This is a genomic window from Salegentibacter haimaensis, from assembly GCF_054121495.1.
On record NZ_JBSYGH010000027.1, the window covers coordinates 1 to 7,935 of the forward strand.

5 protein-coding genes and 1 pseudogene are annotated in these 7,935 nt (G+C 36.8%); all 6 read right to left on the reverse strand.

The window, feature by feature from the left end:
• Positions 1–548: 548 nt before the first annotated feature.
• A pseudogene (locus ACW6QP_RS15175) lies at positions 549–1,451 on the reverse strand (bestrophin family protein).
• A 3-nt stretch (positions 1,452–1,454) separates the two neighbouring features.
• A complete protein-coding gene (locus tag ACW6QP_RS15180; protein ID WP_457911728.1) occupies positions 1,455–1,949 on the reverse strand; it encodes a hypothetical protein in 495 nt (164 codons plus the stop codon).
• Positions 1,950–1,967: 18 nt separating this feature from the next.
• The gene (locus ACW6QP_RS15185) at positions 1,968–2,669 is read right to left on the reverse strand and encodes a VIT1/CCC1 transporter family protein (protein WP_457911729.1); all 702 of its coding nucleotides are present in this window, start codon (positions 2,667–2,669) and stop codon (positions 1,968–1,970) included.
• A gap of 1,370 nt (positions 2,670–4,039) precedes the next feature.
• Positions 4,040–4,390, reverse strand: coding sequence for a hypothetical protein (locus ACW6QP_RS15190; protein WP_457911730.1), 351 nt, complete (start codon positions 4,388–4,390; stop codon positions 4,040–4,042).
• 161 nt (positions 4,391–4,551) lie between these two features.
• Complete coding sequence (locus ACW6QP_RS15195) at positions 4,552–6,846, reverse strand: multicopper oxidase domain-containing protein (RefSeq protein WP_251805215.1); 2,295 nt, start codon at positions 6,844–6,846, stop codon at positions 4,552–4,554.
• 159 nt (positions 6,847–7,005) lie between these two features.
• Positions 7,006–7,512, reverse strand: coding sequence for a hypothetical protein (locus ACW6QP_RS15200; RefSeq protein ID WP_457911731.1), 507 nt, complete (start codon positions 7,510–7,512; stop codon positions 7,006–7,008).
• Positions 7,513–7,935 lie beyond the last annotated feature (423 nt).

Sequence of the window (7,935 nt, forward strand, 5' to 3'; positions counted from 1 at the left end):
TAATATTAACGATTATAATTATTAATGGTAAATTTTCTTTTTTCATCCGTTTTGTTTTTCTGCAATTGTAGGCAACGGTTTTGTTTATGAAAAGTTGCGAATTTGACGACGAGGATTTTCCGTAGGAAAATCAGAAGTTGGTAAATTAGCGACTAAGTTCCGTTTTTGTTAAAAGTAGCAATTTTTTATAAACGTTGTTACCTTTTGTACATTTTTCAGTTCAGAGTTTGATTCCGATTTCATTATTTGATTCCGTTTAGTTCAGTCAAAATTCGATTGAGTAGGGAAGTCTGCGTGTTTTATTCCGCGTTGTATTCCGATAAGTTTTTGAATTCCGTTTGAGTGAGTTTCAGAGTTCAGTTCAGTAATTAAATCCGCAAACTAGCTAAATTCCGTTTGAGTAAGATTCCGTGTAGTATTTTGCTCAGATTCTCATTTTAAGTTTTAAAAGTCTGAGTAAGAATCCGTATAAAAGGTAACGTTCCGTGTATGGTGTCGTAGCATCCCGCAGGGTGCTATGCACTATACACATTGTTAGGCGTATTTTTCTATTTCAATTTATCTATTACTTCATTACAATTCTGTTCTATTGTAATACAAATGGCGTCAATGTTTACAGAAGTTTTGTTTTCAGAAAATGGCTCAGCAAATAAATTCGCTAATTTATTTATAGTCAAAAAAGCGGTGCTAATAATTACCATTATTGGAATAGCCAAAAACTCAAATCCGCTTTCTTCTCCGCCTAAGTCTATGTCTCCAATGAATAATGGAATAAGGATAACATAAAAGCTGACAATTATTTTAGTAAAAGCACTCTAAATCATCAAAAAAGGTGTGTTCTTTATCCTTTCAGCTTTACCTTGAATATCATAGAAACGATTGATATGCCGCATTAAGTCACTTTTTTCAATGTTAGCCTTTAAAGAAAAATCTTCTTCAATACTCTTTGTAAGTGCTACTAATATTTCGTTTGATATTTTATTTTCGGTATTTATGTTAAACTCATTTAGTGTTTCTGTTGCTTGCTCATTGAAAGTTGGTTTAAAATTATTGTGCATTTCATTTTTCAATTGACGAATGTATAAAATGCTTAATCTCATTAATTTTTGAGCTTGAATTTTTGAATCTACTCGCTCTACTTCTTTAAGATTCTCCGTATTGCTATAATAGGCATATATTTTCGCAACGAAACTCCTTGAGTTATTTGTTAACTCGCCAAATATTTTTCTTGCTTCCCACCATCTGTCATAAGCTGAGTTCATTCGAAAACCTAAGAAAAAAGCAACTGCAAGTCCAAATACAGAACCTATTTGTCCAGATATTTTATAAATGTGGTCGCCAAAATATTCTTCAAGTCCAAGTACAATAATTGCATAAACTGTTGTGATTAGAATAAACGGTGTTGCAATTTTCAGCAATTGAAGTAAGCCTTGTTTTTCAGTTCTTATCATTTTTTAATCGTCATCGTCATTATCAGCATTATTATTTTCAATTGCGGGAACATTATTTCCAGTTCTAATTTCGGTGTGTCTTATCTCTCCGCCCGTTGTACCTGTCTGCTTAGCAAAGAATAAAACCACTATAGCGAAAACTAATGTTCCAATAGCAATGATATTAGAAAACGTTCTCTGCTTAAAACTTGCCCAAAGCCCAAACAACGAAATTCCTCCTAAAATATAAGAAAGAATAGCAAATGTTTCAGCTGTTTCTTCGTGGCTTTCAATGTAGTTCTCACTAACTCCACTTATCTTTTCTGCAACTTCTTCTGCTCCTTCGCCTGTTGACATTGCAGCAATTGCAGCTAACGCTCCAAACATAAAAATCATAAATGCCGTTCGTTTAACAGCTTCTGATTTTGAAATAAGTCCTGTAACCATTACGATTACACCCACTACGGGGAAAATGATTGGTAAATGATTTACCACTAAGTGCCAATGTGCTTCGTTCATATTATTGTATTTTTAAATTTAAATGTTTACTCCAAAAAGATAACCAACTAACGCAGAAAGTACCATTGCGATTGTACCCCAAATAGTAATTCTCAAAATGGCTTTTTTAATACTAGAGCCACCTGTCTTTGCCGCTGCAGTTCCCAAGATTATTAAGAAAATAGTTGTAAAGCCGTATAACCAATATTCCATTCCTTTTACTGGTGCAAAAAGTATCACTAAAAGAGGTAATATACCTCCAACAGTAAATGCTGCTCCTGAAGATATAGCTGCTTGTATAGGGTTCGCTTGACTTATCTCATTAATACCTAATTCATCTCTAATATGTGCCGCTAAAGCATCTTTTTCAGTCAGTTCAATTGCTACTTGCATAGCAGTTTCCTCTTTTAGACCTCTTTTCTCATAGATTTGAGCTAGTATTTTTAACTCTTCATCTGGCATTTCTTTAAGCTCTATAATTTCTCTTTCAATGTCAGCTTTTTCGGTGTCTGTTTGTGAACTTACCGAAACATATTCGCCTGCTGCCATTGATAATGCACCCGCTACAAGTCCTGCAACTGTGGCTAAAACAATCGGTTCTCTTGTTGAGCTTGCAGCTGCAACACCAATTGCTAGACTTGATATTGAAATTATACCATCATTCGCACCTAGTACAGCAGCTCTTAACCAATTGCTACGGTGAATATAATGGCTGTCTAAATAGTTGTCGATTGTTATCATTATTTTGTTTTTGTTCTTTTAATTACGCCTAACGTGTATGTATAAAAGCTGTTGCGATTTCAAGTTAGCATTTTTTAGCAAAACCGAACTTTAATTCTTTCTCAGAATGATTCAGTCGTAAAAATTTTGCCGCAATTGCTTTTATGCAGTGTTGCCTGCTTTTGCCAAACGCCCGGTCTGGCGAAACCCTGTCCGTGCCTTTGGAATTTTACTTTTGTTACGGACTGTCATCCGCCGAATCGAAACCCGAATTTTGTCAGTTTTCGAGATCGCTTTTTAAAAGGTCAGGGGAGAAGCAATATCCTTTAATCAAATTCCGTGTCCGTCCGAATCGGTGCAATTGCTGGCAACGGTTATGTATAAAAGCTGTTGCGCTTTCAAATTAGTATTTTTTAGCAAAACCGAATCTTAATTTTTTATCGTACCGAATCAGTCGTAAAAATTTCGCCGCAATTGCTTTTATGCAGTGTTGCCTGCTTTTGCCAAACGCCGGGTCTGGCGAAACTCTGTCCGTGCCTTTGGAATTCCACTTTTGTTACGGACTCCCATCCGCCAAACTGAAACCCGAATTTTGTCAGTTTTCGAGATTGCTTTTTTAGAGGTCAGGGGATAAGCGATGGTCAGAATTAAAAATCCGTGTCCGTCCGAATCGGAGCAATTGCTGGCAACGTCCCGTATAAAAACTGTGCGAGCTGGAGTGCGTGATTGTCCGCAGGACAATCCGCTAAGCAAGTGAGCGCAGAGTTTCGATTTGCGACAGGCTTAAGCATTGTTTTTATATACTGTTGTAGCACGTTTTTATGTTCTGGTCAGATTATTTCTATTTTCTTGAGAAACAAATAGAGAATAAAAATAGGTAGAATTACCAATAACCCAAACCTGATAAGATAATATGCGGCTTCGTTCACTATATCCTGAGAGGAAAAGGAATTATCTATTGGTTTCGAAAAATTTCCCGTTCGCAGCCTTATGATCAAAACTCCTATGGGAAATAAAATTAATCTCATTTATTTTTTCTTCCTAAAGCTATTAAAATAATTTAATGGAGATAAATCCACTTAAGAGTCCGAGTACGATCAAATAGAATAAATTCCTCGCCCATTTGTCCGGATTCTGTTCTTTTTTTAAGTCCGTTTTCCCAAACTTGATGGTCAGCCACCAAAGAAACCCTCCTAAATCTGAAAATATTTCATATCTCATTTGTTCGTATTTTGGTCGAATGTGCTACAACGTTTCGTATAAAAACTGTGCGAGCTGGCGAGCGTGATTATCCGCAGTACAATCCGCTGAGCAAGCGAGCAAGGAATTTCGTCTCAAGACCGAATTAAGCATTGTTTTTATATAGTGTTGTGGCACGTTTTTTCTGATTTTTAGGGAAGGGTTGCTTTTAGTTCTTCCAAAATGTTTTTGTCAATGATACCACGGTGAGCTATAAAAGTTTCGTTTTGGTCGGTTTTATTTACCATAACTATAACTGGATCTCCCACGTTCAAAATCAAATCAGTATTTTCAGTTCCGTCACGTTTAGTTTTAGATACTCCTCCGTAAACATAGTGGTAAGTCCGCTTGAATTTCTCTGTATAATTAAAGTGAGTTTCGATCTCAGTAATTAAACCCTGGGTTCTAATAAAATTGGATTCATCTAAATTAGTTTCCATATTGTTTTTCTCGTTGCCGCAAGAACTCAACACCACTAATATTAAAATAAAGAGTTTATTCATCTTTCGTTTATCATATGTGCCACAACGGTCTCGTGTATGAGCAGTAGCGGATTTTAAGCCACTAAACTGTCAGATAGCACCGACCTTTGATTTATAGATTTACGTTTCAAAATAGCACTAAACCCGCTATTGCTCATACACAATGTTGTGTGTAGCCTTTTTTAGAATCTTACTAATAATCCTCCCCCCCAGCCATATCTATTATTATAATTTCCTTGGATGGAAAAATTTATAGAAAGGATATAAGAAACACCAACCAGCCATTGGGTCTCTCCTTGATACGATTTATTATTTTCTAAATCATTGACCCAACCAAAGTCGGCTCTGTATTCATATTCGCCTTCTATAAAAAGTCTTGGAAAAAGTAAAAGCTCTCTATCCAAACGGATTCTTGGACGCAATTGATGGTCCATACTCACATCTACATTAAATCTATATGGTGTGAAATATTTAACACCAACTAATCCTACTGTATTAAACGTATCATAAGAATCTGGTGTTGAAGTTTCGGTGTTTACTCCTGCATACACCCGTACCCAATCATTGAGGTATCGATTGTAGTTCACTTCTATCTCGGCATTTTGGCTATAATCAAATTCGGCTCGTAAACTAAATTCATTTCTGATATTGCTTGACGTTAAAAAGAGTTCATTAAAGTTTGAACCAGCACGAGCCAATCCCCACGAATAATAGAGGTCAGTTTCATGTATAAGTTTTTCAACCGGAAATTCCGCCATCCGTTCATCTCTTGGTGTATCATAACTAAATACACGATTCATACCACCCATTAAATGGTACAATATGTGACAGTGAAAGAACCAATCGCCGTACTCTTCGTTATAGAATTCGATGACCACTTTTTGCATTGGTGGTACATTGACGGTGTGTTTTAATGGCGAACGCTCCCCGTTTTCATTGATTACCCTAAAGAAATGCCCGTGCAAATGCATTGGGTGATGCATCATTGTTATATTATTTAGTGTGATTCTTGTAACCTCGCCACCTTTAATTTTAATCTTATCTGTTTCAGACAATGGTACGCCATTCATACTCCAAACATAGCGCTGCATATTTCCAGTTAGATTGAGCAGAATGTCATTAACCGGTATGTCTTTCTTATAAGTGGTTTCTTCCTTTGCTTTTAAAAAATCATAGTTGAAATAGGTTTTACGAGTACTGTAATCAAAAGTGGTACTGTCTTTTTGCATCATAGACATATTATGCTTCATTGGCATTGAGTCCTTTTTCATTTCAATCGTATCGTCCGTCTTCATCTTCATTTTATCATTCATCTTGCCGTCTTTCATATCCATCTTATTCATTCCATATTTCTGCATCAAAAACTCTGGTGTTTTTTTCTTTTTGTTGCCCACCATTGCTGGTGCTCCCATCTTCATATCCATTGTTGCCATTTGCTTCATCATCGCCACCTTGTCTGGTCTGTCTATTACCATTGCTGGGAAAAGTTTTCCGCTTCCCAAGCGGATTGAGGTATTGCCAGAACCATCCTGTGCCGTGGCAGTAATTTCTAAAGTCCCTTCCGGAATAGTAACAATAACATCATAGGTTTCCGCAACTGCATAAAGAAATCGGCTTTTATGTACCGGTTCTACATCTATACCGTCACTTGAAACTATCATTGGATTACCACCACCAAAATCCATCCAATAATAAGTGGATGCCGATGCATTTATAAAACGAAGCCTTACTTTCTCACCAGGTTTAAACTCTGGGTATTCTGCGAGTTTTTTTCCGTTAGTTAAAAAAGCAGGGTAGTAAATATCTGTAATATCGGCACCTCCCATTCTATCACGCCAAAACTTAAATTGCGATCCCAATGCACCTTCTTTAATGACTCTGCTTAATGGCACTGATGTGCCCTTTTTAACCTGATACCATTCGTTATTTCGTTTAAGGTTGCGTAATACATTCATTGGTTTTTCATTGGTCCAATCAGAAAGCACCACAACCAAATCTTTGTCATAATCCAATGTCTTTTCTTTAGGTTGAATGATAATGGAACCATAAACTCCCTTTTGCTCCTGCAATAAAGTGTGTGAATGGTACCAATAGGTGCCCGATTGGTTGATAGGAATTCTATACTGAAACGTCTCACCCGGCTCAATTGGTGGTGTTGTTAAATAAGGAACACCATCATAGAAATTTGGAAGTATTAAACCGTGCCAATGTACAGACGTTTCTACATCCATTTTATTGGTTACATTGATTATGGCAAGGTCACCTTCATTAAATTCTAATGTAGGACCAGGAATACTGCCATTTATGGTCATACCTTTGGTTGTTACCCCTCCAAGGGTCATCTCCTTTTGTTCTAGAGTAAGGTTATACTCTTTAACGGGACGCCCTTCTTCCTTTCTATCATCTCCATTTGTACCAACTTGGGCAAAAGAAGCAGAAGAGAAAGATAGAATAGCAAATATTATTACATATTTCATATTTATTTATTTTTTGTGGTTACACACAACGTCCCGTATAAAAACTGTGCGAGCTGGCGAGCGTGATTGTCCGCAGGACGATCCGCTAAGCAAGCGAGCAACGACTTTTGATTCGAGAACAAATTAAGCATTGTTTTTATATGTTGTTGGCGTGTCGTTTTATTCCGTCTGACCTTTTCTTTTGATTTCTCGCCCCATAAAATATCCCATAGTCAATCCGTGAATTAATCCAAGAATTAAATAAAGGAACAAACCGTAAATTAACCATCCTGTTACAGCTGAACTAAATCCTTTCGCTCCCCAGGTTATTGAGTTTTCAATTGCATTACTTAGAGTCAAACTAATAAAAAGTAATACCCATAGCATAAAAAATGTCAGAACGCTAACCGTAAACTTAGATTTATGCCGGTCAATTATTAATTGACCTGTTAGTCCACCCATTATCCAAATTCCTATTAGTATTGCGCCCAATGGAATTAGAAGGAAGATTTCATTGCCAACAACATCTTCGAAAATATTTTTAAAGAATGTTATAACACTAATTGGTTCGTCAGTAAATATTTGGTAAAACAGTCCGACTACAACAGGAAGAATCAAAACTATTGCAACTGAAAAAAGGCAGTATTTAAATAATGTGATTCTTCCTATTTTTTTACTTGAATTCATTTTCAGCCTTTTTTATTAATGCACGCCAACGGTTTCGTATAAAAGCTGTTGCGCTTTCAAGTTAGTATTTTTTAGCAAAACTGAATTTTTCTTCTTTCTCAGAATGATTCAGTCGTAAAAATTTCGCCGCAATTGCTTTTATACAGTGTTGCCTGCTTTTGCCAAACGCCCGGTCTGGCGAAACTCTGTCCGTGCCTTTGGAATTCCACTTTGGTTACGGACTGCCATCCGCCGAACTGAAACCCGAATTTTGTCAGTTTTCAAGGCTGCCTTTTTAAAAGGTCAGGGGATAAGCAATGGTCAGAATTAAAAATCCGTGTCCGTCCGAATCGGTGCAATTGCTGGCAACGTCTCGTATAAAAACTGTGCGAGCTGGCGAGCTTGATTGTCCGTAGGACAATCCGCTGAGCAAGCGAGCACAAA